At 35.7% G+C, this 24,925-nt stretch carries 26 protein-coding genes; 18 read left to right on the top strand and 8 right to left on the bottom strand.

Annotated features, from left to right (window positions below):
* Positions 1 to 182: 182 nt before the first annotated feature.
* The gene (locus J7E81_RS11740) at positions 183 to 1,145 is read left to right on the top strand and encodes an aldo/keto reductase (protein WP_215042386.1); all 963 of its coding nucleotides are present in this window, start codon (positions 183 to 185) and stop codon (positions 1,143 to 1,145) included.
* Between the two features lie 340 nt (positions 1,146 to 1,485).
* Positions 1,486 to 1,971, top strand: coding sequence for an AraC family transcriptional regulator (locus tag J7E81_RS11745; protein ID WP_215042387.1), 486 nt, complete (start codon positions 1,486 to 1,488; stop codon positions 1,969 to 1,971).
* A gap of 286 nt (positions 1,972 to 2,257) precedes the next feature.
* Here the strand turns inward: J7E81_RS11745 and J7E81_RS11750 are convergent, their stop codons facing one another.
* On the bottom strand, positions 2,258 to 3,004 hold the full coding sequence (locus J7E81_RS11750; protein WP_215042388.1) for an NADPH-dependent F420 reductase: 747 nt from the start codon (positions 3,002 to 3,004) through the stop codon (positions 2,258 to 2,260).
* A gap of 162 nt (positions 3,005 to 3,166) precedes the next feature.
* Here J7E81_RS11750 and J7E81_RS11755 point away from each other — a divergent pair, with 162 nt between their 5' ends.
* From J7E81_RS11755 to J7E81_RS31350, 5 genes are all read left to right on the top strand, one after another.
* On the top strand, positions 3,167 to 3,526 hold the full coding sequence (locus J7E81_RS11755) for a winged helix-turn-helix transcriptional regulator (protein WP_215042389.1): 360 nt from the start codon (positions 3,167 to 3,169) through the stop codon (positions 3,524 to 3,526).
* Between the two features lie 335 nt (positions 3,527 to 3,861).
* Complete coding sequence (locus J7E81_RS11760; protein ID WP_215042390.1) at positions 3,862 to 4,515, top strand: hypothetical protein; 654 nt, start codon at positions 3,862 to 3,864, stop codon at positions 4,513 to 4,515.
* A 784-nt stretch (positions 4,516 to 5,299) separates the two neighbouring features.
* A complete protein-coding gene (locus J7E81_RS11765; protein ID WP_215042391.1) occupies positions 5,300 to 6,175 on the top strand; it encodes an ABC transporter permease family protein in 876 nt (291 codons plus the stop codon).
* The gene (locus J7E81_RS11770) at positions 6,172 to 7,173 is read left to right on the top strand and encodes an ABC transporter permease subunit (RefSeq protein ID WP_215042392.1); all 1,002 of its coding nucleotides are present in this window, start codon (positions 6,172 to 6,174) and stop codon (positions 7,171 to 7,173) included. The genes J7E81_RS11765 and J7E81_RS11770 overlap by 4 nt, the downstream gene beginning before the upstream one ends.
* Before the next feature lie 268 nt (positions 7,174 to 7,441).
* Positions 7,442 to 8,485 (top strand): hypothetical protein, encoded by a 1,044-nt coding sequence (locus tag J7E81_RS31350; RefSeq protein ID WP_215042393.1) that lies wholly within the window; start codon positions 7,442 to 7,444, stop codon positions 8,483 to 8,485.
* A 144-nt stretch (positions 8,486 to 8,629) separates the two neighbouring features.
* On the opposite strand, the gene J7E81_RS11780 is transcribed toward J7E81_RS31350, so the two are convergent.
* Together J7E81_RS11780 and J7E81_RS11785 are read right to left on the bottom strand one after the other, a co-directional pair.
* Positions 8,630 to 10,114 carry an aldehyde dehydrogenase family protein gene (locus J7E81_RS11780; RefSeq protein WP_215042394.1) on the bottom strand — a complete coding sequence of 495 codons (1,485 nt, stop codon included), beginning with the start codon at positions 10,112 to 10,114 and terminating at the stop codon, positions 8,630 to 8,632.
* Between the two features lie 418 nt (positions 10,115 to 10,532).
* Positions 10,533 to 10,853, bottom strand: a complete 321-nt coding sequence (locus J7E81_RS11785; protein ID WP_215042395.1) for a hypothetical protein — start codon at positions 10,851 to 10,853, stop codon at positions 10,533 to 10,535.
* A gap of 219 nt (positions 10,854 to 11,072) precedes the next feature.
* Here J7E81_RS11785 and J7E81_RS11790 point away from each other — a divergent pair, with 219 nt between their 5' ends.
* Entirely contained in the window at positions 11,073 to 11,522 is a 450-nt protein-coding gene (locus tag J7E81_RS11790) for a hypothetical protein (RefSeq protein ID WP_215042396.1), read from the top strand.
* Between the two features lie 140 nt (positions 11,523 to 11,662).
* The gene (locus tag J7E81_RS11795; RefSeq protein WP_215042397.1) at positions 11,663 to 12,538 is read left to right on the top strand and encodes an MBL fold metallo-hydrolase; all 876 of its coding nucleotides are present in this window, start codon (positions 11,663 to 11,665) and stop codon (positions 12,536 to 12,538) included.
* 82 nt (positions 12,539 to 12,620) lie between these two features.
* On the opposite strand, the gene J7E81_RS11800 is transcribed toward J7E81_RS11795, so the two are convergent.
* The gene (locus J7E81_RS11800) at positions 12,621 to 13,517 is read right to left on the bottom strand and encodes a CPBP family intramembrane glutamic endopeptidase (RefSeq protein WP_215042398.1); all 897 of its coding nucleotides are present in this window, start codon (positions 13,515 to 13,517) and stop codon (positions 12,621 to 12,623) included.
* Positions 13,518 to 13,706: 189 nt separating this feature from the next.
* Here J7E81_RS11800 and J7E81_RS11805 point away from each other — a divergent pair, with 189 nt between their 5' ends.
* From J7E81_RS11805 to J7E81_RS11815, 3 genes are all read left to right on the top strand, one after another.
* Complete coding sequence (locus J7E81_RS11805; protein WP_215042399.1) at positions 13,707 to 14,276, top strand: dihydrofolate reductase family protein; 570 nt, start codon at positions 13,707 to 13,709, stop codon at positions 14,274 to 14,276.
* Between the two features lie 172 nt (positions 14,277 to 14,448).
* A complete protein-coding gene (locus J7E81_RS11810; protein ID WP_215042400.1) occupies positions 14,449 to 14,934 on the top strand; it encodes a DUF3291 domain-containing protein in 486 nt (161 codons plus the stop codon).
* Between the two features lie 1,106 nt (positions 14,935 to 16,040).
* On the top strand, positions 16,041 to 16,478 hold the full coding sequence (locus tag J7E81_RS11815; protein WP_215042401.1) for a VOC family protein: 438 nt from the start codon (positions 16,041 to 16,043) through the stop codon (positions 16,476 to 16,478).
* A gap of 481 nt (positions 16,479 to 16,959) precedes the next feature.
* Here J7E81_RS11815 and J7E81_RS11820 read toward each other — a convergent pair whose 3' ends face one another.
* Genes J7E81_RS11820 through J7E81_RS11830 form a run of 3 tightly spaced genes read right to left on the bottom strand, consistent with a single transcriptional unit; the run spans position 16,960 to position 19,560 of the window.
* On the bottom strand, positions 16,960 to 18,186 hold the full coding sequence (locus J7E81_RS11820; RefSeq protein ID WP_215042402.1) for a multidrug effflux MFS transporter: 1,227 nt from the start codon (positions 18,184 to 18,186) through the stop codon (positions 16,960 to 16,962).
* A gap of 41 nt (positions 18,187 to 18,227) precedes the next feature.
* Complete coding sequence (locus tag J7E81_RS11825) at positions 18,228 to 18,692, bottom strand: nuclear transport factor 2 family protein (protein WP_215042403.1); 465 nt, start codon at positions 18,690 to 18,692, stop codon at positions 18,228 to 18,230.
* Between the two features lie 16 nt (positions 18,693 to 18,708).
* Positions 18,709 to 19,560, bottom strand: coding sequence for an aldo/keto reductase (locus J7E81_RS11830; RefSeq protein WP_215042404.1), 852 nt, complete (start codon positions 19,558 to 19,560; stop codon positions 18,709 to 18,711).
* A 262-nt stretch (positions 19,561 to 19,822) separates the two neighbouring features.
* Here J7E81_RS11830 and J7E81_RS11835 point away from each other — a divergent pair, with 262 nt between their 5' ends.
* The 5 genes from J7E81_RS11835 to J7E81_RS11855 all read left to right on the top strand — a co-directional run bounded on the left by J7E81_RS11835 (position 19,823) and on the right by J7E81_RS11855 (position 23,237).
* A complete protein-coding gene (locus J7E81_RS11835; protein WP_215042405.1) occupies positions 19,823 to 20,368 on the top strand; it encodes a TetR/AcrR family transcriptional regulator in 546 nt (181 codons plus the stop codon).
* 378 nt (positions 20,369 to 20,746) lie between these two features.
* Entirely contained in the window at positions 20,747 to 21,172 is a 426-nt protein-coding gene (locus J7E81_RS11840; RefSeq protein ID WP_215042406.1) for a MaoC family dehydratase, read from the top strand.
* 414 nt (positions 21,173 to 21,586) lie between these two features.
* Entirely contained in the window at positions 21,587 to 21,799 is a 213-nt protein-coding gene (locus tag J7E81_RS11845) for a DUF5316 family protein (RefSeq protein WP_215042407.1), read from the top strand.
* 338 nt (positions 21,800 to 22,137) lie between these two features.
* Complete coding sequence (locus tag J7E81_RS11850) at positions 22,138 to 22,368, top strand: hypothetical protein (protein ID WP_215042408.1); 231 nt, start codon at positions 22,138 to 22,140, stop codon at positions 22,366 to 22,368.
* 488 nt (positions 22,369 to 22,856) lie between these two features.
* Positions 22,857 to 23,237 (top strand): hypothetical protein, encoded by a 381-nt coding sequence (locus tag J7E81_RS11855; RefSeq protein ID WP_215042409.1) that lies wholly within the window; start codon positions 22,857 to 22,859, stop codon positions 23,235 to 23,237.
* Positions 23,238 to 23,713: 476 nt separating this feature from the next.
* Here J7E81_RS11855 and J7E81_RS11860 read toward each other — a convergent pair whose 3' ends face one another.
* On the bottom strand, positions 23,714 to 24,103 hold the full coding sequence (locus J7E81_RS11860) for a CotD family spore coat protein (protein ID WP_251028606.1): 390 nt from the start codon (positions 24,101 to 24,103) through the stop codon (positions 23,714 to 23,716).
* A gap of 338 nt (positions 24,104 to 24,441) precedes the next feature.
* On the opposite strand from J7E81_RS11860, the gene J7E81_RS11865 reads away from it, so the two are divergent.
* On the top strand, positions 24,442 to 24,924 hold the full coding sequence (locus tag J7E81_RS11865) for a DUF2975 domain-containing protein (RefSeq protein ID WP_215042410.1): 483 nt from the start codon (positions 24,442 to 24,444) through the stop codon (positions 24,922 to 24,924).
* Position 24,925 lies beyond the last annotated feature (1 nt).

The following is a 24,925-nucleotide window of genomic DNA, read 5'->3' on the forward strand; positions in this document are numbered from 1 at the left end:
CACTCTCTATTTTGTTATTTTCTAAAACATCGAGCTATATATAGAAAAAATAGAGACAAAGGTATTGGAAAACAGCTTCATTTTGATATATAAATAGTTGGGTAAACAAGTATCAGGTGAATAACACGTTAGCAAGAGGAAATAAATAGAGTATTCTAGAGTTTTAAGAGGAGTGAATTGTAATGAAATATGTCAAATTGCAAAATGAGAAAATCCCTCCGATTGCCCTTGGTACATGGTCTTGGGGGACAGGTGCGAACGGTGGGGATGCGGTTTTTGGAAATTATATGACAGAAACGGACTTAAAGCCGATATTTGACGCGGCGATGGATGCAGGTTTCAATTTATGGGACACAGCGGCTGTTTATGGGATGAACGCTTCAGAAAATATTTTGGGAAGTTTCATTAAAGGCAGGGAGGATGTGCTAATCTCCACTAAATTCACTCCACAAATGGCAGGAGACAATGACAACGCCGTTGAGGAACACTTGAACGGAAGCCTAAACCGGCTCGGCGTGGATCATGCTGATATTTATTGGATCCACAGCCCGGCAGATGTGCAAAGATGGACACCAAAATTGATCCCTTTAATGAAAAGCGGAAAAGTAAAACATGTAGGGGTTTCCAATCATAATCTCGAAGAAATTAAATTAGCAGCCAGCATCTTGGCGGAAGCAGGACTAAAAATTTCTGCTGTCCAAAATCATTACAGCTTACTTTACCGTTCATCGGAAGAAGCCGGAATTATTGATTACTGTAATGACAATAATATCGTTTTCTTTTCTTATATGGTATTGGAACAAGGTGCATTAACGGACAAATACAATACGAAAAATCCTATGCCAAGTGGTACCAGAAGAGGCGATGCATTTAATCCCGACGTACTTGCTAAGATCGAAAGCTTAATCCACGTAATGAGAGAAATTGGCAGCAAACATGATGCATCAACTGCACAAATCGCGACTGCTTGGTCCATTGCAAAAGGGACAGTACCGATTATTGGTGTTACGAAAATTTCCCATATTGAGGATGCTATTAAAGCTGCTGAGGTAAATTTGTCAGCCCAGGAAATCCTCGAACTTGAAAAAGCGGCAAAGGAAACCGGCGTTGAGGTCAAAGGCGCATGGGAAAAGCCCATGCATTAACATAAACTCAGTCGCATATAAAGGCTAACTTGCAGTTTGGTGTATCAGGAACAAATGAATGGATTAATGATGCTTTCTTCATAGATTATAGGATTCGAAATTTAATATATAGTGGATTCCTTGAACTAAACGGAATACCATCTCTTCCATAATAGGGCGCTTTCCTGTAACAAGGAAAGTGCCTTTTCCATTTTAGGGCCATAATGTTGCATAACAAGTAAAAAGAAAATGATAAATTGTGAAGTTTTCACTTGCACTAACTGGGCAGTTTAGTTAAAGAAGGACTTTTAATAATGGATAGAGAATTAAGGACTTATTACGCATTTAGGAGTTGTAAGGAATGAATATTTTAATAAAAGAATTACCTGAATATGAGGTTGCGTTTTTCAGACGTATTGGAAGTTATTTTGAACCAAATGTGGAACATTGGGGAAAATTATTGAATTGGGCAATAAAAAATGGACTCTTTCCACCTCCACAATTTTTCATAGGAATTTCTTTAGATAATCCCGATTTAGTAGAAAGTCATAATTGTCGTCACGATGCCTGTGTTACTATACCTGATGGTTTTGAAAAAGAAATACATAAAAATATACAATTTAGAAAATTAGATGGTGGGCAGTACGCTTTGTATCAATATTATGGTACTCCTGGTATGTTGAATATTGGATATAAATATATGTATGAACAATGGTTACCAAATAGTGACTATGAACCTGATTACGATAGACATAACCTTGAATTTAGTATGAATAACCCTGCTGAAGACCCAGAAGGGAAATCTAAGGTTCATTTATTTGTACCAGTTAAAAATAGAATTTCTTGAACTGGGTGCTTTTGTTAATAATGATCGCTGCGGCGGTCTTTTTTCTTGTTAAACTATCTGGCAGGTTAATGGAAGAGGGATTTAAAACACAATCAAATTTAGATTTCAGTTTTTGAAAGTAATGGAGTTCGGACTTGAAAGGCTTTTTGTATGCTCCTAGAATAACAATAATATTCTGGATTGTTTGGCGGTAAAAAGAAAAGAGGCGAACATATTCCTTCGAAACTTTATGAGGATATATATGGATATACATAAAGGTACACTCTAACTGAGTGCACCACTTGTTTTATGAATTGTATATTTCTCTGTTTAAATTCACAATATCCTTATGTGAAAATTCAACTTCTTTTTTTTCTGCAAGGAGCTCTCCGAACCTTTCCATCACCTTATCCCGTAGTAATGGTGCTTTTTCTTTATTTGCCTTTTTCAACGCTATCATTAGTTCATCTTTTGTTAGCTCTGTGCAGTAAGCAGGAGTTCCTGGCTGCTGTCTCCAAGAGTCACTTAAAGAACCACTATCTACTGCGTCGAAGCCTATCTCGTTTACTACGTCCATGACTAATTGTTTTTTTGATAGTTCATTACCAGCAATCGCTATGGCAATTCGTCCACTGGTACCTTCGGAGGTTCCTTCATTTTCTAAAGTATAGGCTAATAAATTGTTGAAAGCTTTAATGATAGGTCTACCTAATTGATTTGAAACCCAAACACTTTCAACCATCCCGTTCTCAATTTCTTCAATTTTATCGTCTCTATACGGATAATAATTTGAAGTATCTACAATGATTACTTCCTCCCCGACTTGATTGATAATGTTCCGAATGCTTGGCAGTGCTTTTATAGGGAGTGATATTATAAGAACTTCAATATTTTTAATTGCATCTTCTACATGCACGGGTGTTCCAGCAAGCTCTTTTCCTTCTAAACGTTCAATTCCTCTTGCATCCGCAATTTTGACATCATGTCCATTCTTAACCAATTTTTTAGAAATAATTGACCCAATTGGTCCTGCACCTATTATTCCAAATCTCATTATTATTCCTCCTAAAGAATGTATATATCAAAGAATTATTCTGCTATTGAGTATTTCTGTTACATATACTAGAATAAAATCATTTCTCATATTTTTGAAGTAGGCAATAAAAATTGACGTAGTACATTTTTTTGTACTTAACAGTAGAAAGCAGGTGTAAGAGTGTCTAGAATATGTAAGGATGGATTTGACAAAGAGTGTATAAAGGAACAAAGAGAAGTATATGGCATTGCCTATACCCAAAACATACTCTCTGGACGTTGGAAATATCTCATTCTTTGGTTTTTAAAGTCTAAAGAGCGTCGTTATAGTGAAATCAAAGCTTTTTTATGGGATATTTCACAAGGTTCTCTTACAAAGCAACTTCGAGAACTAGAAGACGATGGCTTAATTAATCGTAAAGTTTATCCAGAAGTTCCTCCTCGTGTAGAGTATTCATTAACCTCAAAAGGGAAAGAATTCATTCCTATTATTGATTTGATGGAAGAGGTCGGCAAGAAGTTTGGGGAGCAAGTAGACTAACCAAAGCGAACACATCTTTCGTTTTCCCAAAAATTCAAAAATTAAATGGTGAATAAAGTGAAAGTTGTGGGAGGAGAAATCGTTTTAACGGCAGCTTTTACTTTTACGATAAAAGTTTGTGAAGAAATGTACTTAAAGTAACGGGTAGCTATAGATAAAGATAGATGAAGATCGCCGCGGCGGTCTTTTTTCTTGTTGAACGAAGTGGGCATGTTAGTGGAAGAAGGACTTTAGGTTAACGAAAGAGAAGAATATAAGAATCTTAAAAATGAAAGTAAACATATTACCTTAGTTTAAATAGGGAGATTAAATAAAATAAAGAGAGGAGATAAACGATGATAAAAAGTAAATTGGCACGTAGTAGTTCGGTGATTATTTTAGGTATATGTATGTATTTATATTTCCCGTATCCTAATAATGTAATGATAGGAGCACGTTCTACATTCATGTCGTTTCCAATTAGCAATCAAGATGGCTATATTTTCCTTGGGATAATTGGGTCCGTTTTGTTTATAATCGCCATGATTTTACTTGTCATTGGTATGAAGAAATATCAATTTCGAACAATCATTATAGTTGTAATCGTATATGGACTTTTACCCAGTCTTCTAATTACGATGTATCAAGAAACGTTAGCAAGTGGCATTGCAGCAATTTCATACGATGGGAATGGCAAGTGCAAATTTGAGTCTGTGAGCAAAGACTTATTGAATGGGGAATGCAATCTTGTATTACATAATCGAAGTAATAAGGCAGTGTCGTTTGAACTAGAATTTATCGATTCTTTTTTCATGGATGACGAAGTCCGAATGGAGTCACTTATGAATTTAGCTGGTCCGAAAAGTATTACAATAGAAGCTAATCGTAAAAAGTCTATCCATTTGAAGGAATTACTCGAATTATCAGATGTTCCAAAACATATTGAAGAAGGAACATCGGAAGATATTCATTTTAAATTAATTGACAGGGAAACTACACGCACTTTATAGTAGATGTTTCACTCTTCCAAAAAATAGAGAAACTACACGCCTATTGAAAATTTAAAATAAAGTGAACGGGGTTAAGCTTTATAGAACGATTGGGTGTTTGTGTGAAAGGATCGATTTTAGGCAATGATCGCTGCGGGCGGTCATTTTTCCTTGTAGAGCAACTTTTAGCCTTATCAGAAATAGTAACCCACCTAAAACAACGTATGATATGCCCATTCCCGGTATAAATAGTCCCCCTATGCTAAAACATCATAATAAGAAGGAAAAGAGGGAATTATAAGGAAAAAACAAGGAGCCCCTAAATAATGATACATCCTTCCGATCATGTACAAAAATTAATAAATGAACAATATAAAACACTTGATGTTGCGCATTCTCGATTAAGCGAAATATGGCAAAAGGATATTCTATTCTCTTTCGGATGGATGACAACATTGCTTTTAACTATAGTTCCTGGATCGATTAGATAATCCTCATTCTATTCCTGATGAGGATTATTTTTCATGGATCTCCCTAATGACTAAATAAAAATCTCCTTTATTCTAAATGATAACTTTATCCTGACTTCCTATCTGATAATGAGGTTAAAATCATTACTCACGATCCGCAATTCGTTTTCTCAATCTACCTATTGGGAGGATAGTTTAACACTCAAGAATTGTAATAGATGAACTATATGGTAAATTTAAAAATATAGAAGTAACTGCAAATGGAGGAATATAATGGTAAAATGTAAAAAAGGAGACGATATCATTAACAAATAATTTAAAACGAGGGAAAAGAAATGAAACGTTTTTTAGAATGGCCGATCAGGCTTGCACTCATAGTAGCAGGTTTTCTATTTATTATTAATCTTCCATTTTTATTAGGAATAGGAAAAACAACGATTTTAGTAAACTTCGAACCGTTTTGGGCTTCAGTAATAACAGATTTTCAACGATTGGTAGACATCAAGAATTCACAGGCTTTCGATCTTTTAAGGGAATTAACTTTATTTGAAAGTTATAGTTACACAATGAAGATATTACTAGGATGTCTATTGGTTGTAATGATTCTTTCAATTGTCCTATCGATTTTGGTTATGATAGCACCAAGTAGAATTAGGAATGGTTTAAAAAGGATGATTGATTTTTTTGAGGCAGTACCTGATTTACTGATTATCTTCTTTATTCAATTTTTCGTTATTATGCTCTATAAGACAACTGGGGTTAAGTTAATACAACTCTATGGGGTTTTCGGAGCTAGACCATATTTTGTTCCAATTGTTACTATATCCTTTCTGCCTCTTTTTTTATTAACACAATTTCTCGTGAAAATTCTGGCAGAGGAGCAGACACAATTGTATGCATTGTTCGGTACGGCAAAAGGTTTAAGTCGTATGAGAATTTTACTGGTACATATTTTTTGGAATGTTCTCCCACTTTTTGTTTTGCAGCTGAGGACAATTGTTTGGGTAATCTTATCAACTATTTATCTTGTAGAATATATGTTCAATCTTCCAGGTTTTACGAGATTTTTCGAACTTATTCTATTCCGAGGTGGAGATATTGTTTCACTTATCATCTGTTTACTAATGTTTATGTTTCCACTCCTTATGATTGAAGTAGCAGGCTGGTTCGTAACTAAACTCATCCGGGGAAAGGTAGATTTGAGTATATGAGAAATTACAAAAAAACAAAAATCGGCTCTGCCATCCTACTCGTGCTTTTATTAGCTAGTTTGTTTTACACTAAATTTGCCCCTTTGGATTTTAATCAACTAACACTTATTACTGACTCCAAAGGAAAGGTAATTGGTAGAGCTCCTTTTCCACCTTCTAAGCATTTTTGGTTAGGAACGGACCGAAACGGTAAAGATATCCTTTTACTATTACTTTACGGTGCTAAGTTTACTTTAATCACAGCCTTTGGAGTAGCGTTGTTAAGAGTGCTGTTTGGTGGTGTTTTTGGGATTTTTTTGTCCCTGTGGGCACCATTTCTAAAAAAATATTTCGGTGACTTTTTTTTGATTTTTCGTTATATACCATCTGTTTTGATTGGAATTATTTTGATGCTGCCAATTGTCGGTGGCTTTACTGATGTTGCCATTTCTTCGATTGTAACCTATCAAATTATTATTTTAGTGTTCATTGGATTTCCTTCGGTGACGATATTTACCTCAGATTTAATGGACGAATTACTGAGAACAACCTTTGTGAAGAGTTCTTTACTAATGGGTGCCAGCAAATTACATATCGTTAGAAAACAATTAATGCCATACATTCGATCCTATGGGATATTATTTTTCGTTCAGCAGATATTGAGCACCTTACAGATTACTATGCATCTAGGGATTTTTGGCTATTTTTTAGGAGGACTAAATAGGGGAGGAGTACTGGGATTTGATCGACCAGAAAAGAATGCAACGTTATCAAATGAGTGGGCAGGATTAATCGGTCAAAATTTTCACGATTTTGTTCTTATACCATGGTCCGTATTTGGTCCAGTTTTGGGATTTTTCTTTGTCATTTTTATCGTGAATATGATAAAGAAGGAATTGGAAGAAAATATGTCTGGAATGCAAGTTGGGAAGAAGAAACGAGAGAAAAACAGGGAGGCGAAGACTGCTTCATTTTCTGCCATGAAGCAAGGTATGTTTGATTTCGTTCACAAGTTATAAGGTAAAATGGATGAAACTCAAAAAGAGGTTTAAAAACGCAGTCATGTTATTCCATTAGAGGGCACAATTCTTGAAGAGGAATTGCGCCTTTTTTTAGTAACAGGGCCAGATTATAGAGCAGCTTTCTTTTAAGAAAATTGGTTTTTTATAGGCATGCACCCATTCTATTAAATATGGGCTTGTAGACCTGGTTATTAAACCAGCCACGAAAAGGAATATTACATAGGTTAAGTCTAACATTACGTTTTAAAAATGAGGAGATTAAGCTATGCACCAGTATTGGTATGTGAATTCAAAAGGGAGCGGGAAGCTATATCATAACCAAATTTCAGTACCATTTTATTCTCAGCCCCCATTACCCAATCTTGGAGGAATTTATGGTCCTTTGATTCCCGAGGGTTGGAGTGGCCAAGTCTATCATGCTAGGTGGAAGAGGCCTGGGGTTTTAAAGGGTTTTGAGCATATGGAACAAGCTGATAATTGGACTTCCAGCGCCCGCCGGGTAAGTTTGAACGTAGAAGAGCCTTCTTCCAGTTGGACAACACCGGCCGACAATAAGAGCTTTACCTCCCTTGGCAACAACGGGATATCGGTGCCGCTGGTGGATGTAGACGGTTGGGAGGTGGAGATACAGCCAACCAACTGGCCGCAACCAGCTGACCATGAGGGTTCCACATCTCAAAAACAACCCGGAAATTGGGTGCCGCTGGTCAATCATGACGATTGGGAGTCACATGAACAGTCTGACGATTGGCCGCAGATTCCTAAACATGCAGGTGTTATGTCTCAAGAACATAAAGGAAATTGGCTGCAGCAGGTCAATCCTAACGTTTGGGAGTCACAAGTGCAGCCGGCCAACTGGCCGCAGATTCCTAAACATCCAGGTTTTATGTCTCAAGGGCAGTCATCTCCTTGGGCGCAGCCGATTAACCATGCAGGCATGTTCGCACAAGGAAACCCTCTAGGTTGGTCTCCATCAGCCAGCCATGCGGGGTTCCCAAAAAAGCTCTTCCCTTGGGCGCAGCCGGTCAATCATGCGGGAATGTTCGCACAAGGACCTCTCGCTGCATTGCTGCCACCGTCCGTTAATCCTTTTGGCTTTAAAGCCAGTGGGCAGCAGGCGAAGTGGGGCGGTTTTGGAAACCCTGCAGGCTGGGGCGGACATGTTAATCCATTGGGATGGGGGAATAACAATAGCAATGGTAATGGCCAGCCGGGCATCCTTGGAAGCTTACTTAAAGCGGGTAAAGGCACCATGAATGGAATTGGAATTATAAGTAGTCTAATCGGTGTGGGAAAGTTCCTATTTTAGTGAAATAGGTTGAAATATTGTAAGCGTGATTAGCACAATATAAATTTTCCTGCTTCAATAAAGGTGCGTTGCTTTAATAATAAGGATATAAAAAAGAAGGTTACTGAATTCAGCACCTTCTTTTAGTGTGACTAATAAATATTTTTATTGCATTGAAATCCAGACACTCTTAACCTCTGTATAGTTATTGAGGGCATAGGATCCCATTTCACGTCCAATACCTGATTGCTTATATCCGCCAAACGGTGAAGCAGCATCAAACGCATTGTAGCAGTTTACCCAAACAGTTCCAGCACGGAGCTTGTTTGCAATATAATGGGCATTAGCAACATCGCGCGTCCACACACCTGCTGCCAACCCATATTCGCTATTGTTAGCACGATTAATTAATTCATCTAAATCATCATATGGCATAGCAGAAATAACAGGTCCAAAGATTTCTTCTTTGGCAATCGTCATTTCATCCCGTACATCTGCAAAAATAGTAGGGGAAACAAAGTAACCTTGTTCCTGAGGCTTATTTCCGCCCACCACAAGCTGTGCACCTTCATTTAGTCCTTTCTCAATATAACCTAATACACGGTTTTGTTGCTCGACTGAAACAAGAGGTCCTATTTCTGTATCAGCATGAAGTCCGGCACCTTGTCTAATCGATTTTGCATGTGTAGCCATATCTGCAACCACATTATCAAAGTGTTTCTTTTGAATGAACACGCGTGAACCTGCACAGCAAACCTGACCTTGGTTAAACATAACACCGTTAAGCGCGCCAGGAACTGCCTTTGTTAAATCAGCATCAGGAAGGATGATGTTTGGTGATTTTCCTCCAAGCTCAAGTGTCACTCGCTTCAATGTTTTAGAGGCATTGGCCATGATCATTTTTCCAACTTCAGTGGAACCAGTGAAAGCAATCTTATCAACTAAAGGATGGTCAACAAGCGGTTGACCCGCCGTTTCTCCAAAACCAGGAACGATGTTGACAACACCTGCTGGGAACCCGGCTTCCTGAATTAATTCAGCCAAGTAGAGTGCTGATAGTGGGGTTTGCTCAGCTGGCTTTAGAACAATGGTACAGCCAGTTGCAAGAGCAGCTCCGAGTTTCCACATTGCCATCAAGAGTGGGAAATTCCAAGGGATAATTTGCCCAACTACGCCCACAGCCTCGTGACGTGTATAATTTAAGAATGGTCCATTAACAGGAATTGTCTGTCCAACAATCTTCGTAGACCAGCCTGCATAATATCGCATATGCTCGATTGCCAAAGGAATATCTGCATTGGTTGTTTCTCGAATCGGCTTGCCGTTATCCAAAGTCTCTAGCTGGGCTAGTTCCTCACTGTTTTCCTCCATCAAATCGGCAAGCTTGTACATCAGCCGGCTCCTAGTAGAAGCGCTCATTTTCGACCATGGGCCTTCATCAAATGCTCTACGGGCAGCTTTTACAGCCAAATCAATATCCTCTACACCTGCTTCATAAACACATGCTAATACCTCACCTGTTGCCGGGTTATATGTATCGAAGGTTTTTTGTGACTTGCTCTCCACGAATTCACCGTTAATAAATAATTTTTTCTTCCCACTTAGGAACTTTTCAACCTTTTCTTTTAAAACTACTGTTAATTGAGTCATCTAATTCCTCCTAAAATATAATTTTTTTGGTTTATTGAAAATTCTCGGAAGCGCTTTCCTTAAGATAATAACATTATGAAAATATGAAAAACAATAATTAGTAATACAAATATTCTGATAATATTCGCCATAAACAGGCAATTACGCTTGTTTTAACTGGAAAACTCCCAATAGATAGATATGTATCAACAAAACTTAACAAGACTTTACGAAATCCAACAAATTAAATAATACGTAACTAAAGTCAAGGGGCGCCCCTTTTCTAAGCAGGTTAGTTAAAGTACAGTTCTTCACAAAGCACCGAATGAATTTTGTTTCAAAAATTCAAATTGGAGAAATAAACATCTTTTTTCAAACCAACCTGATGAAGAGTAACCATCTAGTTTGTTTGCCTCGTTTGTGAACGACTGAGGGTAACCTAACATGTAATTTCTTTCCCATTTTCGATATAGAGTGTGTTGTGTAATCCGGTTTGGTTTACTACATAGTCAAATACATCTTTTGCCGTGCCTCGGACTATCTCGCTTAGACCTAAGTTGTCAAACAGGCGTGCATAGCAGCGGATAACCAACGTATCCTTTTTTTTAAACAGATGATAATAGACTGTTTCCTTATGTATTTTCGAATAACAATGGATAAATAGAGATTCCTCTGTTGGTTCGAGCACTTTTATAAAAAGTTTTTTTTGAAGGATTCGTTTTATTTTCTCGATTTGTTGCTCTGATAAATTTATTCTCAAAACAGTACACCTTCTTAGCTATTGAATGGAAGTTCACATTAATTATTATACGAACAAGCGGGACCACCTGTCACAAAAGAAATAGATTGCTGCAGATATATCTATAAAAGTTTTACAAAAAGTTGTTTTGGTGGCAGCTCTTTCTTATTGAAATAACGTGGAAGTATAATGAGGAGTAGTTATATTATTTTCCATTTAATAGTTAGAGGAAGTGATAAAATGTTTGTTTATTATTTTATGCTCATACTTGGAGCCTTATTTGCAATAGGTTCAGTAATTGCCTTAATGGTTATGTATGGTACAACAGACTTTCGATTCTTAAATGTAATGAAATGCCTTGGAATTTTATTTATTGGTGTTTTACTTTTAGGGTTTACTCTCCCAAGCCTGAAGTATGTTGTGCTAAAAAAATATGATGTCGTAGGTGGAAAATGTGTGATTGATATTGATACATCAGGTCGTTCTTCTGAAGCGGACATTAAAATGCTAGATACAGATGAAATGTTTACCTTTAAAGATATTCCTAAACTTGATGCTTATGGAAAGTCCATCCCCTATTATTGTGAGGTGACAGTTACAAAAGACCATATGTTTGAAATTAGTTATAAAATATATGAAGCCAAAACACGAAAGTTAATCGTAACAAGTAAAAAACATTTCATTCCATGATAGGATATTTATTGAGGCGATTATTTTCAATGCCTTTCCATTTTTATAGGAAATAATCTATCTACTATGATTTTGTTATATTATCATTGTATAAAAAGGAATTATAAAACATAGATGAATGAAGAACAAGGGGGAGTACTATGCAAACAATAAACAAAATTGGAAATTCATTTTGGTATATGACACCAGTATCGGAGACCGACCGACCGATAGTAGGAATGGCAGTGGGAAAAGAAAGAACATTAATGATTGATGCAGGTAATTCAGAAGCCCATGCCCAATTGTTTTTAGAAATGCTGGAAGAACAAAATGTCACCAAACCGGATATAGTTGTGTTAACACATTGGCATTGGGACCATATTTTTGGACTTTCTTCCTTAACGGAAGCAGTGTCCATTTCTTCAAAAGCAACAAAGAAAGAAATGGAAAAACTAATCCCTTTATCTTGGACGGATAAGGCTTTAGATGAGCGGGTAAGAGAAGGTACAGAAATCGAATTTTGTGCGAGCTGTATAAAAAAGGAGTTTCCGGATCATCGGGATATTCAGATCACTCTCCCTACAGTTGTATTTGAAACTGAACTCGAGATTGACCTTGGTGGAGTAACTTGCTTGTTAAAGCATGTTGGCGGGGACCATGCCGCAGATTCTGTGGTCATCTATCTTAAAGAAGAAAAATTATTATTTTTAGGCGATAGCATCTATCCAGATATTTTTTCTCCCAAACAGAACTACACAACAAAACGAACAAAGGAACTGGCAGCCATTCTTGAACAGTTTGATGCGGAGACTTATATTCTTTCCCATTCGAAGCCAATATCCAAGGATGAGTTTAACGCTGAAATGCAATTACTAAAGGCAGCAGCCTATTACACAGAAAAATGTAATGGGAATGCAGACCAAATAAAATTGGAATTTGTACGAGAATTAAACCGGGAGTTAAATGAAGAGGAATTGGAAACGATTGAGTATTTTGTAAATGGATACATGATGGAGTCTGACAATCGAGTGTTGTAACTTCATTTGTCATTTTTTAAAATTTCGTTTCATTAAAAAAAGATGTCAGTTACCTTGCAAAAATAGCAAGGCGCTGGCATCTTTAGTTAAGTCTCGTCAATTTGTATTTTTTTAACGAAATAAATAAGAAAATGCCAAGAGAAACAATTGTCCACATGAGTGAGATAGCCGGATTAATATTGGTGACAACAAATAAAGAGGGAAGGTCACCTAAGGCAGAATCATTCATCGTGAGGAACCATCCCAACAGCATATTATTTGCTGCATGGGCTCCGATCGACAATTCGGCACTGTTCGTTTTTGCAGTGATATAACACCAAATAAATCCAGTTACCAAATAATCCGCTCCAACCAATATAGGGGAATACCCCATTTCGGGATTGGTGAAATGGAGCGCGCCAAAAATAGAGCCTGCGATAAGTGATATTAGAATAGGCAGGCGAACCCATTTTCCGAGCAACTGCATGAGATATCCTCTGAAAAATAATTCCTCACAGGTCGTTTGAATGGGAGTTAAAACCAGCACGAGCCCAAATAAAATCAAGAAATCAGAAACTTTGATATCGTTTAAGGAGTAATCCCCAGGGTTTATCAGCAAGTCGATGATGGTAGTCAGAGCTAAGATGACAAAGTAGGTTATAAATCCAAAGCCTATTCTCTTCCAATCTATTTTTCTATTTGGTGTAATGAGCGATGTGAATTTCCGTTTATGAATGAAACGAATCGCGACATAAAGCCCCAAAATCCAAAACAAAAATGGTGAATTCATCAGGGCAAAATATAGTAACGGGTTTATTCCCACATAATCCTCTAGAACACTATCATAATAGGTATGAGGGTTTCCATCCGTATTCACTATCCATTCACTAATGATGGCATAAGGCAGCGCCCCGACAACGATAAACAGAATAATGACAATCAAGGAACATAAATACCGCTTCCAGCTATTCTTGCCTTTTACTACTCGTATAAAATCCATTTATAGTAACACCAACATTCTAGTGGATTTGGGAATTGTGTACAAATTATTACATTATTGATTATATTAGCCAATTACTTACATTATTACCTGGATGCATTTTAATAAAAATGGTTTATATAATACTGAGAATGGTGCGATAGTTCAACTTTGCTAAAAATATAGACCTCAAAAAAGGAGGTAGAATTTATGTCCGATAACATAAGAACAAGAAGAATAATTTTAGATTTAGCGGTTACTTTAGATGGCTTTATTGAAGGTAAAAATGGAGAAGTTGATTGGTGCATTATGGACGCTGAGATGGGGTTTATCAATTTTTTAAATGAAATTGATACTATTTTATATGGAAGAAAAAGCTACGATTTATGGGGACAATATACTCCAGAAAATGATGCAACTGATACTGAAAAAGAAATGTGGGAATTAGTTCATAGTAAAGAAAAATATGTGTTTTCTAGAACGCAAAAACAGACTGAAAATAAAACAATTTTCATAAATGATAATATTATTGAAGGAGTAAATAAATTAAAGAATAAGCCTGGCAAAGACATCTGGTTATATGGCGGAGCAAGTCTTATTACAACTTTTATCAATTTAGGGCTTATTGATGAATTTAGATTATCTGTTCACCCAATTATTTTGGGAGAAGGAAAACCTTTATTTATTGACATAAAACAGAGATCAAATCTAAAAATGGTTAATACAAGAAAGTTTTCTTCTGGCGTTGTTCAACTAATATACCGTTTGAACGGAAATTAATAATAAGATAATATTGTCACTTAGTTCTACTAACTGGTGCAAGAGTTAAAGATTGGGATGGCTGCGGCGATCCATTTTTTATTGCACTAACTGGGCAGGTTAGCTGAAGAAGGAATTTCCACATTTTCACTTGAATATATCTTAGTAAAAGACTATAGACGGAGGGCTTTTTATGGCATTAGTTTCAATCTATACTGTTGGTAGGCTAAACCACCCCTATGATCACCCTGCCTCTCGTGAATTTTTTCAAGTGGGAAATGAAGTATATCGTCAAGCAACTAAATCAGGTCTTATAGAGACCTTTTCACCCGAAGGAGTCCCTTTCCCTGAAGAAACTGTAAAAGGAAAGGGTTCTCCTATTCTTACACTAACTGTATGGAGAAGTCTTCAATCCTTATATCGCTTTACTTATTCAGGAAAGCATATGCAAGCATTACGAGATAGAAGCAGATGGATAGAACCTTATCCAGATAAACACCTATCTTATGTAGTCTGGTGGACAGAAATGATGAGGGATGTCTCATGGGAGGAGGCATTCAGAAGATACAACCATTATATTAAGCATGGTCCGACTCCTTTTGCATTTGATTTTAAGCATGCATTTGATGAAAAAGGAGAGACGTTCTGGATTAATACTAATGGTGACGTTAAAGAATAATATACCTTCCTGTGACATTTTAAGTTTTTTTGGAGGAATTTGTGAAGTATTACACTTAAAACTATCGGGTGCAAGTGTTAAACAAATGATCGCTGCGACGTTCTTTTCCTTGTTGAACTACCAGGCAGGTTAGTTGAAGGAAAAAACGTTTTAATCTGAACCTTAAATGTATTGCAAACGTACTACCTATTCCTTGAAGCAGCTTTCCTTAGTATTCTAATTACAGGAGGAATCTAGTTATAAGGCCACAATATGATGTTGAAGATGCTGAAGTAAACGAAAATAGTTTATTATCCTATTAAAGAGATAAAGATTATTGGTAAATAAATTTTCTCGATGACAGATTAGCAAAATCATTGTTCAATTAACTGGGTGCTTTTATTGATGAAGAAATAGAGGTGAAATAGTGCCAACGCCAATTATATTACTCTTGTTACTCCTATCAATTTTAGTTTTTAGAGACGTACAAAACGGAAGGATGAAATTTACTGTTAAGAAGTTTATATTGGGTTTAATTATAACGACCTATCATTAACGTGATAATGTTTTTCATCTTATAAAAATACTATGTGAATTAAGGTACTTAATCTAACGTGGGCGATAGCCATACAATGGTTACCGCTTGTTAAGCTTACTGGCAGGTTTGTTTAATAACAAGTAATGGTTATTGTTTAATATTTGTTTTATAGAGGTGTTGAAGTGAAGATAATTATACAAGCAATTATTGGGTCATTCATAATTCATCTAGCATATTTTTTTACTGTTTTTTTAGTAGGTTATATAAAAACAAGCCTTTATAAACCAAATATTTCAAATGAGTGGGATAATGTCTATCCACTTCAAAATGAAGTAGCGTTCGGTATGATTGTTTCTCCAGTTTTTATTTTATTAACAATGCTAGGAGTAACTGTATTTTGCGGAATTATAATATATTTTTATAAAAAATTGTTCTTCAACTAACTGATGCGGAAATTTTTTCTTATTGAACAAAAGGGGCCGGTTTGTTGAAGAAGGATATTTTCTGTTTTTAGCGAATTATCATTTCAAACAAACCTTACACTTAATACAGGTATGGAAAAATAACAGGAATATAGGTGGTATGGGATATGAGGATCAATAGAATAGATCATGTGAGTATAAATGTAAATGATCTTTCAGAGGCTAAAGCGTTTTTTCTTGATTTAGGACTTGAAGTGCAAGCGGAATGGGAATTGGATGGAGAACAGTTGGACCGAATAGTTGGGCTTAAGGATGTTAAAACGGCATGTATAGGATTGGGAATGCCAGATGGTCAGGCATGGATAGAGCTAGTCAAATTTTATACGCCGTCAGATGAAAAAAATATTCAAAAACCTTTTGCAAATACGCTGGGGATCCGACATATTTGCTTGGCTGTTGAAGATCTTGAATCTATTGTTGCAAAATTGAAAAAGAAATCCACAGAAATTTTTAGTGAGATAGAGCAATATGGAGAAAGTTATAAATTATGCTATGTTCGTGGTCCAGAGGGAATTATTTTAGAGTTGGCCGAGAAAATCAGTTAAATATTGAAGGGGACTTTAGATGATTTAGACCTCCAACTTTAAAGATTTCTTCTTAAACGATCGGGGTTCTTTTACTTTTTAACTTGGCCCTGATAAACTCATTGTTGATTTCAGTATGAAAATTCATAAGCGGAGAATTACCGGCTAATGTATAAAGGGTAAGCTTAAGAAGCAGATATAAGCGGAGATATTCCAATAAACTGCTCTAAATAAGACAAAATCCAAAGATTTGGATAATATAAACGGAAAAACTTACTTTATTTTTAAGGAAATATGGGTATTTCGCAATTTAAACGGTTTTTCCCCGTTTATTTTCCCCCTATTGAAAACATAAATTCAAAAATAGCTTTTTCTAATGGAGTGTTACACGCTTCCCATTTTACTAAATTCACAAACACATCGAATCAATTGACTCGATGTGTTTGTTTATCCTTATTCATGCATTCATCTTCGAAAGCTTCTCATTGCATAGATTTTTTAATTAATCCACATTGATTTCTTTAGAAGAAGGAACAGTTTTTCCATTTTTAATTAGGACTACATTGAAGAACACAGCCAAAAAACTGGTAATAAAAATAATGATTCCTAGGGGCAGGGCGGAGTATTCACCAGCTATGCCAACAAGTGGCGAGGTAATGGACCCTAATAAAAATGGCAGGATCCCTAGAAGTGCAGAGGCACTTCCTGCAATGTGACCTTGCGATTCAATTGCGAGAGTAAAAGAAATCGGACCGACGCTTCCTAACGATACATTGAATAAGAAAAGTGAGATAACCAGTGCAGCTAAAGGTCCGTGAGAAATAACAACAATAAGAACGAATAGACTAGCAACAAAAGAAGAAGACAATCCAATTAGAAAAATAGTATGTGAAGTCATTCGTCCCGCCTGTAGTTTTACTACCTGAGCACCGATCATTAAACTAACACCATTCAAAGCGAATAGGATTGAAAATACTTGAGGAGATACTCCATAAATAGTTTGATAAATAAAAGGGCTTCCTGAAATATAAGCAAAACAGCCTGCAAATAAAAAGCCAGATGCAAGACCATAGCCTATAAATTTTCGATCTTGAAGCAAGGTTTTATAGTTTTTCAATAACCCGTTGAAATTACTTGAAACACGTTGCTCTACAGGCAAGGTTTCTTTCATTCTCCAGAAAGTGATAATTGTTAGATATATTCCTATAATCGCTGTAACGATAAATACACCGATCCATGAAGTGAAAGAAATAACAGCAATGCCTGCGAGTGGTGATAGTAATGGAGTAACACTGGTAATCGTCGTAAGAAGGGCAAAAAACTTAGTAAGTTCAGTACCATTATACGTATCACGAACAATTGCACGAGCTATAACAAGCCCTGCTGAAGCTGAAAATCCTTGTATAAAACGCAAAATAATAAAAATTTCAACATATGGTGAAATGGCACAACCGGCAGAAGATAGGAAAAATAAAATCATGGAGAAGAGCAAAGGTCTTCGTCTGCCATAAACATCACTCAACGGACCTATTACGATTTGGCCCAAGCTTAGCCCTATAAGGGCAGATGTTAAACTAGCTTGAACCATGGAGGCATTTGTTTCGAAAAATCTCATGATTTCAGGAAATGAAGAAAGATACATATCAACGGTAAACGGGCCTAATGCACAAAATACGGCTAAGAGGAGGGCAAATCTAACCTGATGTTTATTTGTCCTTGTGTTCAACATTTTCAACTCCTTTTTAATTTAATAAGCTGCCGATGGGCAGCTTAATTCATTTCTTTGCTGTCTTGCCAGACAAAAGTCGATGTTCTTTTAGCAATCAACCATTGCCCTTTTTCAAAGACATATTCATCCTTATATGAAACTCCAGAAGCATGATTAACTTTTTTTCCTTTTTCGGAACTAATAAGGTCAACTCGGCAATAGAGAGTTCCTTCGGCTTTATTTCCATTTATTGAAACAACATGTTGACCATTAATGTGGTAAACTGTTTCAAAATTTGCAAGGAAACGTTCAAACGCATTTCCTATTTGTTCGGTACCTTTCAAACTTGAAGTTAACTGCCCATTTACATAGGAATCTACTGTTGCGTCTTTAGTGAAAAGCTCTGTTTGCTTCCAAACTTCTTTCTTGTCCGCCAGGATGGAGAAATTGTCAACAAGTTCCCTTAATGCTCTCACGTTTTCTAGCTCTCCGATTCTTTTCTCTAATCCTTGATTTGTTTTTGTCATATTTCTTCCTCCTAAATTAAATAGTAAATTTAATGTTGTTTAGCATCCTTACTCTTTCTAGATCGCCAAAGGAATGAAACAAGCTTTTTTTCGTTTCCAATGTAGCAATCATCATCATATCCTCTTGGCTTAATTCAAAATCAAAGATATTAAAGTTTTCAATGATTCTTTCTTTACGAACAGATTTTGGAATGGCAACAACACCTCTTTGAGTCAACCATCGCAAGATTACTTGCGCTACCGTTTTGTTGTATTGTTTAGCAAGCGATACTAAAACTTCATTTTCGAAGATGTTATTTTTGCCTTCGGCAAGGGGTCCCCAAGACTCGATCTGGACATTGTTTTCTTTCATAAAATTCGCATTTTCCGATTGCTGAAAGAAGGGATGAACTTCCACCTGATTGACGGCAGGAACAACTTCATTATTTATCATTAAATCTAGTATACGGTCTGGCTGGAAGTTACTGACTCCAATCGCCTTTATTTTTCCTTGAACGTTTAATTCCTCCATCGCACGCCAGGAACCATATACATCACCATAAGGTTGATGAATTAAATATAAATCCAAATAATCGAGTTGAAGTCTTTGCAGTGATTTTTCAAATGCTTTCTTTGTGTTCTCATATCCGGCATCCTGAATCCAGAGTTTGGTCGTAACAAATAGCGCTTCCCTTGGAATGCCGCTACGCTTTATGGCTCTTCCAACCGCCTCTTCATTTTGATAAGCAGCAGCGGTATCATTCAGGCGATAACCTTCCATTAGGGCGTCGTAAACGCATTGTTCGCATTCTTTTGCATCATTAATTTGAAAAACACCATAACCAAGTATTGGCATCTCAACACCATTGTTCAAAATTACTTTTTGCATGGAAATCCTCCTTTAACACTATTTTGCCTTATTTCAAATTCATATTGATGGTTTAATACTCACATGTGTATAATAAGTTAAAAAAAAGTAGGAAACAATCACCAAATTTCTTTGTTTTATGGTTTAATACACAAATAAAGTTAAATTGTATATTATCTTTTTTCTCAGGTAGCATGTTTAGAACCAATTCATTGCGATGGGTGTATTAATTCATGGATACAAAAAACTGTGTAAAAATTTATAGATATTGGAGGTCTTTTATATGCCCAAAATAGATAGAAGAATAATTAAATCCCAAGAGGCAATAAAAAAAGCATTTATCGAACTAATGAATGAAAAAGGTTTTGATAAAATCACGATCCAAGATATTTCCGACCGGGCAAACGTTAATAGAAGGACTGTTTATCTTCATTACTTAGATAAATTTGATATATTGGATAAAATGATCGAGGACCACATTAACAAACTGCGAGAATTGTGCAAATCACTTTCCGAAATGGACTTTATTGACGGTGGTGTGCCATTTTTTGAATATTTTAAGAGCAATTATTTATTCTTTTCAACGATGTTGGTCGGCGGAGGTGCAGCACAATTTCGAGCTCAATACCTTGAATTCTCCGTTGAGCTGTTAAAAGGCGAAGTCAATGTCACCGATGGCAAAAATAAAGGATTGAATGAAGAGATCATTCTTCGATTTGTTGCAGCTGCTTACGTTGAGCTAGTGGAATGGTGGCTTAAAGAAGGAATGCCTTATCCGCCACGCGTCATGGCAGAACAAGTGGGGATATTGATAGAGAGAATTTTGTGACGTTTTTTAAACGTTATAAAATTGATTCCACAGAAGGAATAACCAAATTCCAATACTTAGCATTCGACTTTTTAAGGGGAATACTATTATACAGTTTTCAATACATCATAAATAATTTTAGTTATAATAAACGATTCCTTTCAAACAAATAATCGAATAAAAATGGCAAAGTAGTATTTATATACAACGTTGTAAGGTAATTCACTTACATTGACAAGTGCTTGAGTTGAAGATGGAGTGGCGGCAGCTGCTCCATTTCTTTTTGTGCTAAATGGCAGGTTAGCTTAAGAAGACTTAGAACTTTCCACTAGTTGAGTACCTGGTGTTATAATAAACAAGGACAACAACGACTACAACAACAAAATTGAGGGTGTAAGAATGAAGTTAGATGAGTTTACAATTGGACAGAAGTTTCAAACTAAATCATTAAAATTAACAAAAGAAGATATTATGAGGTTTGCAGGTGAATTTGACCCTCAATATATGCATTTGGATGAGGAGAAAGCAAATCAGGGCAGGTTTGATGGAATTATTGCTTCCGGGATACATACGTTAGCCATTTCTTTTAAGCTTTGGGTTGAAGAAGGTTTCTACGGTGAGGATGTCATCGCTGGAACACGGATGAACAATATTAAATTTATTAAACCTGTGTATCCTGAAGATGAACTGCATATCAATGTTGAAGTTATTGATAAGAAAGCAACAAAAGATGAAACAGGCATCCTTACTGTATCTTTATCTACCTTTAATGATAGAGATGAAAAAGTTTTTGAAGGCGATCTGTCCGTATTGATTAAGCGATGAAGGGGAATTGAAAATCAAAGGATTCTAATTGATAAAGGGGGCGACGACTCTACAAGAGGGAGGCCGCCTTTTCCTTTCGCACAAGAAAGATGACGAAATGTTGCACTAAAATAAAGTGCGATTCTTCAAGAGCGAAGGATCGTTTTTTTCCTTTTAAAGTAATGGGGAAGGATAGTTGAATAGTTAAAGTTCGGGCTGCCAAATGGTGGCTTTTTCTTTTTTACTAGGCTCTGACAGTATTCATTGACGGGCAGTTTGTGGAACAGAAAGTATTTATGAAGCAATGCACTAAACTAAAGGGTGCTTGAGTTTAACAAAGAGTCGTGTAGAAAGTTGAAGAAGGAAAACTAATATGAAACAAATATATCCTTAATGCGTATGTATTGGTAATGCGGTGAAAAAGGGGGAATTTTATTGTTTCAGTTTTTTCTAATTGTAGGAATAGTAAGTATTATGATTTCAGGTGTGTTTATCGGGGCTTGGGTTGATGGAGACCGTCAAAGAGGAAATTTTTATTCAGAAACCCCAGAAGACAGAAATTCCAGAACAAAAATAGCGTTAATATCTGGTTTCGTAGGCATAGTTTCTTTATTAATTTCTGGGTTAATTTATTTCATATTTAAATAACGGATTCTAAAGTGCTTTACTTTAAAAGAGAGTAAAGCCTTTTTCTTGTTAAACTAAATGGCAAGTTTGTTCAATAGTTTTCCATCACAATTGGTATTTACTGTATAATCATAATTAGGATACCTTGGGAGGTAAGTATATGATATTAAATACAATAACACCAATAGCAATATTAGCAGGTCTTGTTTTTCTTGGATACCTAGTGGTTAAGTTAGTTAAGGTGTTAAAAAAATAGGAGATTACAAGTTAAATTATTCAAATACAATAAAATATTCTTCTTTTAATTTCCTTTTTTGTTAAAACATGGATAAGTGTAACAACTGAAAGAGGTGAAGATTTTGAAAAAAACAGTATGTGTAGGTTTAATATCATTTTTCGCTGTAAGCAGCTTACTACTATCGATAGGATTTTGGTTGGATATTAAATTTTTAATGTTTAATTTTTACCTAGAAACTTCAAAGGGATTCGAAGCGGGAGGTTCTTTAATTCCTTTTATTATAGGGTTAATTTGCAGTTATTTTATCGGTAATTACTATTCAAAAAAAAAGACAACAGAGTTATTAAGCTGACAGGTGTATCCCTGTATAAGTTTGTGAAGTGTTATGGTTACCTTTCCAAATAAAATGTAGGGGGGCAAGAGGTGTAATAAAGCAACGCACCAAAGGTAGACATATAGTGTTTAAGGGAACACCTAGACACATCATCCATTAAGAGCGGTCAATCACGGGAAGATACTTAAGGGAGCATTTATAAAATAATCAAATAGATATTAATTCTTTCAGTTTCAGCTCCTTATCGGAGGCAATGCATTATGGAGGCATCGCCTTTTCCATTGTCTACTGACGGGACTGTTTGTGGAGCAAAAAGTGTTTGTGAAGCTTTATATTTAAAGACAGACGTTGGAAAATTGGAGAAAAACTGAAAAATATCACTTCCTATTGCTTATCAAATTATCCAGTTTCTTTAAGAAATTCCATATAGTAAATGGCAGTATAGATAGAAAAAACTGGTGCAATATATAGAGAGTTAATATCATTCAATAATGAGGGATGAATCTATGTACAGCAAAACAGATAAAATGGGTAGCAAGTATCATTCACTTCAAACTGATATATGGCTTCATCACGACTTATTTAGTTTTGGCTGGTTAAGCATCGTCATTATAAATATACTATTTCTTATTATGTTCATTCTCTTAATCGACCGCTATAGAACGTTATTGATTTCTTTTGCTTTTATGGTTAGTTTTGTAATTGTTGGTATAGGAAATGAAATAGGCTCTTTTTTTGATTATTGGAGTTATCCTCATCAGTTCCTTGTTTTTACGCATCGATTTAATGCAGTAGATTTTTCTGTGATGCCCGTAATGATGGCTTTAACTTATCAATACTTTTCAAAGTGGAAACCTTATCTTGTTCCACTGTTATTATGTCGGTAATAATTTGTTTTATCGGGATACCGATTTTTGTTTTTTGGGGATTGTATAAATTAGAAGATTGGAACTACTTCTACTCTTTTTTGGTCACGTTGTTAATGTTTATTATGATGAAAATGATGGTTGATTTTGTAAACAATAGATCAAAAAAGAGATAAAATTCTAGCTTGAAGTTAATTCTTTAGATGAGGCGATGCTTTAAGAAGACATCGTCGTTTATGATCACTTTTCTACAGCTGTCAGAGTGGCAGCTTTTTATTTTGTATACAGAGCACGCGTGGCAGGATAGTTTAAGAAGGGATTTAATTTTTAAGACGTATTTGGCCACAAATAGTGTTGTAGGAACAGCTAATTATTTTTAAATAAAAAAAGGTACCGTTTGGGTACCAAGGAGATTTTGTATCTAGGAATGATTTTAGTTTATGCAGATGTCCAGAAAATGATAAAAAATAAACCCCATAAATGGGGTTAAAAAGAAGCTAAAATCCAAAAGGTCCCATCGGACAACAAGGATTGACTGGAACACCGCACATAGTATGTGTTTCACAACATTCATTTACACAGGATTCTGTGTGGGGGAAATAGTGTTGATGATTAACATGCAGCTTGTTAACGGTTGTTGTATGTGAAGGATGTAAATGTGTAACTACTTTATTAAATAAATTTGTTTTTACATATTGTTGCGCAGGGTCAACTAGTCCCGGATCATACTGTGTAGGAAACACTTGTGGTGGACAGTATTGAGGTGGACATGGTGGTGGCGGGCAGAATTGGGATGGCATTTGTTGCATAGGAGCAATCTGATTAGGCAAGGCGTTTGGCATGGCATTCGGAAACATATTTGGTGGGACATTTCTATTTCTTTTCATCATTAGATGACCTCCATATAAATTTGTCTTGGTATATCATTAGTCTATTCAAATTTAAATTTTGTGGACTAGTTGAATACCTATAACAAGAAAAATAAATGAAACAATAAAATTAAATTTATATTTTGTTATTCTTTTCATTAAATCACCTCTAACCTTATTACAAGATATAAATTTAATGGTTTAAAGTTATAGAGCATTTCTTTGAATGGGAATGCTTTTATTTATGTGTAAAAAAAGAAAACAATAAATAAATTATTAAATTTAATAAATATTTATTGATAATCGATAAAAAATATATTAAAATCAAAAACAGAAATATAAGTGAGGTGCTTTATATGGAAAAAGTAACAACGTTGTTTTTAAAGATAGCGGTTATTCTTTTAGGAATCCCAGTTCTTGCTCTGTGCATCTTTTTGGTGCCTGAGATGGCGAATCTTGCCGCAAAATTGCTTCCAGAGTTCGCTTTTATAAAATATCTCGTTTTCATCATTTTTGATGCATCGGCGATCCCTTTTTACATTGCTTTGTATCTGGCTTTCAAACTCTTACGCTTGATCGACAGAAATAAAGCTTTCTCCGATTTATCTGTAAAAGCTTTAAATAAAATCAAATACTGTGCAATCATCATCAGTATTTTGCATGTGCTAGTTTGGCCGCTCTTCTATATCTTTGCGGAAGTAGACGACGCACCAGGAGTTATCTTTGTAGGATTGGTTGTTCCTTTTGCTTCGATAATTATCGCTGTCTTTGCAGCTGTTCTTCAAAAACTTTTACAAGAAGCAATTGATATCAAATCGGAAAATGATCTAACGGTCTGAG

Origin of the sequence: Bacillus sp. ISL-18 (genome assembly GCF_018613415.1) — a bacterium.
Classification (GTDB): domain Bacteria; phylum Bacillota; class Bacilli; order Bacillales; family Cytobacillaceae; genus Neobacillus.

Excerpts from the sequence above, each read along its gene's own strand:
- J7E81_RS11740 (WP_215042386.1), top strand. The coding sequence starts at position 183 with ATGAAATATGTCAAATTGCAAAATGAGAAAATCCCTCCGATTGCCCTT.
- J7E81_RS11745 (WP_215042387.1), top strand. The coding sequence starts at position 1,486 with ATGAATATTTTAATAAAAGAATTACCTGAATATGAGGTTGCGTTTTTC.
- J7E81_RS11750 (WP_215042388.1), bottom strand. The coding sequence starts at position 3,004 with ATGAGATTTGGAATAATAGGTGCAGGACCAATTGGGTCAATTATTTCT.
- J7E81_RS11760 (WP_215042390.1), top strand. The coding sequence starts at position 3,862 with ATGATAAAAAGTAAATTGGCACGTAGTAGTTCGGTGATTATTTTAGGT.
- J7E81_RS11765 (WP_215042391.1), top strand. The coding sequence starts at position 5,300 with ATGAAACGTTTTTTAGAATGGCCGATCAGGCTTGCACTCATAGTAGCA.
- J7E81_RS11770 (WP_215042392.1), top strand. The coding sequence starts at position 6,172 with ATGAGAAATTACAAAAAAACAAAAATCGGCTCTGCCATCCTACTCGTG.
- J7E81_RS31350 (WP_215042393.1), top strand. The coding sequence starts at position 7,442 with ATGCACCAGTATTGGTATGTGAATTCAAAAGGGAGCGGGAAGCTATAT.
- J7E81_RS11780 (WP_215042394.1), bottom strand. The coding sequence starts at position 10,114 with ATGACTCAATTAACAGTAGTTTTAAAAGAAAAGGTTGAAAAGTTCCTA.
- J7E81_RS11790 (WP_215042396.1), top strand. The coding sequence starts at position 11,073 with ATGTTTGTTTATTATTTTATGCTCATACTTGGAGCCTTATTTGCAATA.
- J7E81_RS11795 (WP_215042397.1), top strand. The coding sequence starts at position 11,663 with ATGCAAACAATAAACAAAATTGGAAATTCATTTTGGTATATGACACCA.
- J7E81_RS11800 (WP_215042398.1), bottom strand. The coding sequence starts at position 13,517 with ATGGATTTTATACGAGTAGTAAAAGGCAAGAATAGCTGGAAGCGGTAT.
- J7E81_RS11805 (WP_215042399.1), top strand. The coding sequence starts at position 13,707 with ATGTCCGATAACATAAGAACAAGAAGAATAATTTTAGATTTAGCGGTT.
- J7E81_RS11810 (WP_215042400.1), top strand. The coding sequence starts at position 14,449 with ATGGCATTAGTTTCAATCTATACTGTTGGTAGGCTAAACCACCCCTAT.
- J7E81_RS11815 (WP_215042401.1), top strand. The coding sequence starts at position 16,041 with ATGAGGATCAATAGAATAGATCATGTGAGTATAAATGTAAATGATCTT.
- J7E81_RS11820 (WP_215042402.1), bottom strand. The coding sequence starts at position 18,186 with ATGTTGAACACAAGGACAAATAAACATCAGGTTAGATTTGCCCTCCTC.
- J7E81_RS11825 (WP_215042403.1), bottom strand. The coding sequence starts at position 18,692 with ATGACAAAAACAAATCAAGGATTAGAGAAAAGAATCGGAGAGCTAGAA.
- J7E81_RS11830 (WP_215042404.1), bottom strand. The coding sequence starts at position 19,560 with ATGCAAAAAGTAATTTTGAACAATGGTGTTGAGATGCCAATACTTGGT.
- J7E81_RS11835 (WP_215042405.1), top strand. The coding sequence starts at position 19,823 with ATGCCCAAAATAGATAGAAGAATAATTAAATCCCAAGAGGCAATAAAA.
- J7E81_RS11840 (WP_215042406.1), top strand. The coding sequence starts at position 20,747 with ATGAAGTTAGATGAGTTTACAATTGGACAGAAGTTTCAAACTAAATCA.
- J7E81_RS11855 (WP_215042409.1), top strand. The coding sequence starts at position 22,857 with ATGTACAGCAAAACAGATAAAATGGGTAGCAAGTATCATTCACTTCAA.
- J7E81_RS11860 (WP_251028606.1), bottom strand. The coding sequence starts at position 24,103 with ATGAAAAGAAATAGAAATGTCCCACCAAATATGTTTCCGAATGCCATG.
- J7E81_RS11865 (WP_215042410.1), top strand. The coding sequence starts at position 24,442 with ATGGAAAAAGTAACAACGTTGTTTTTAAAGATAGCGGTTATTCTTTTA.